The 1,380-nt window shown below is 68.9% G+C and carries 2 protein-coding genes; one reads left to right on the top strand and one right to left on the bottom strand.

Translation table 11 applies throughout. The features are described from left to right. Nucleotides 1–29 precede the first annotated feature (29 nt). Nucleotides 30–314 (bottom strand): metal-sensing transcriptional repressor, encoded by a 285-nt coding sequence (locus ACM0O9_RS19770; RefSeq protein WP_053511351.1) that lies wholly within the window; start codon nt 312–314, stop codon nt 30–32. 50 nt (nt 315–364) lie between these two features. Here ACM0O9_RS19770 and dmeF point away from each other — a divergent pair, with 50 nt between their 5' ends. Further along, on the top strand, nt 365–1,330 hold the full coding sequence (gene dmeF, locus ACM0O9_RS19765; protein WP_329848208.1) for a CDF family Co(II)/Ni(II) efflux transporter DmeF: 966 nt from the start codon (nt 365–367) through the stop codon (nt 1,328–1,330). The last annotated feature ends 50 nt before the right edge of the window (nt 1,331–1,380 follow it).

Raw genomic sequence — 1,380 nt, 5'->3', positions numbered from 1 at the left:
GTGCCGGCCAGCGGCCGGCACTACCCTTGCTATTTGCCGTAGCGGCGCAGCAGTTCGACCAGCACCTCGGCCTCGGCCGCCCGCTGCTGCGGGTCTTCGGCGCCGACCACATGTTCCTGCAGATGCTCGTGCAGCAGCTCCATCAGCAGGCTGTGGGCGGCACCGCGCACGGCGGCAACCTGCACCAGCACGTCCGCACAGTCGCCGGCCTCACCCTCCGGCCTGTCCAGCGCCTGCTCCAACGCCGCCACCTGGCCGCCGATGCGGCGTACCCGGGTCAGCAGCTGCTTTCGATTCTTGTGTACATGGGCCATGGATGGATCGTATACCCTATGGGGGTATCCTTCCACCCTCTGGTCTTCGCATGCACCTGGATGCCCTCGCCGCCGCCCGTCGCCACGAACACCGCTTCGACGACGGCAACCCGCTGGCCGAACGCAATACCCGCCGCGCCCTGTGGCTCACCGTCAGCATGATGCTGGTGGAGATCGTCGGCGGCTGGTGGTTCAACTCCATGGCTGTGCTCGCCGATGGCTGGCACATGAGCTCGCACGCGCTGGCGCTGGGCCTGGCAGTGTTCGCCTACCGCTGCGCGCGCCGCTACGCGCACGACCCGCGCTTCGCCTTCGGTACCTGGAAGATAGAGATCCTGGCCGGCTATACCAGCGCCATCGCCCTGCTTGGCGTCGCCGCGCTGATGGCGGTGCAATCGCTGGAGCGGCTGTGGGTACCGGCAACGATCCACTACAACGAAGCCATCGCCATTGCTGCGGTCGGGCTGGGCGTCAACCTGCTGTGCGCCTGGTGGCTGCACGACAGCCCGGGCCACGTGCATCACCACCACGGGCATGACCATGGCCATCACCACGGCCACAACCACGATCACACCCATGCGCACGGTCACGACCTCAACCTGCGCTCGGCCTATGTGCACGTGCTGGCCGACGCCGCCACCTCGGTGCTGGCCATCATCGCCCTGCTCGGCGGCAAGCTGCTGGGCCTGACCTGGCTGGACCCGGTGATGGGCCTGGTCGGCGCCGTGCTGGTCACGGTGTGGGCGATCGGCCTGCTGCGCGACAGCGGCCGCATCCTGCTCGACGCGCAGATGGACGCGCCGGTGGTGGCCGAAGTGCGCGAGGTGATCGAACAAGGCCCGTGGCCGGCGCGCCTGGCCGACCTGCACGTCTGGCAGGTCGGCCGCGGCAAGTACGCGGTCAGTGCCAGCGTGGTCACCAGCGACGCAGGTCTGGATGCCGATACCGTGCGCAATGCACTGGCGATCCATGAGGAGCTGGTGCATGTCACCGTGGAGATCCACCGCAGCACCTGACCTGCATCCGGTAGTGGGGGGGGGGGGGGGGGGGGGGGGGGGGGGGGGGG

Origin of the sequence: Stenotrophomonas sp. FR012, from assembly GCF_047520565.2 — a bacterium.
GTDB classification, from domain to species: Bacteria; Pseudomonadota; Gammaproteobacteria; order Xanthomonadales; family Xanthomonadaceae; genus Stenotrophomonas; species Stenotrophomonas sepilia.
This window is presented reverse-complemented; position numbering and strand designations above follow the sequence as displayed.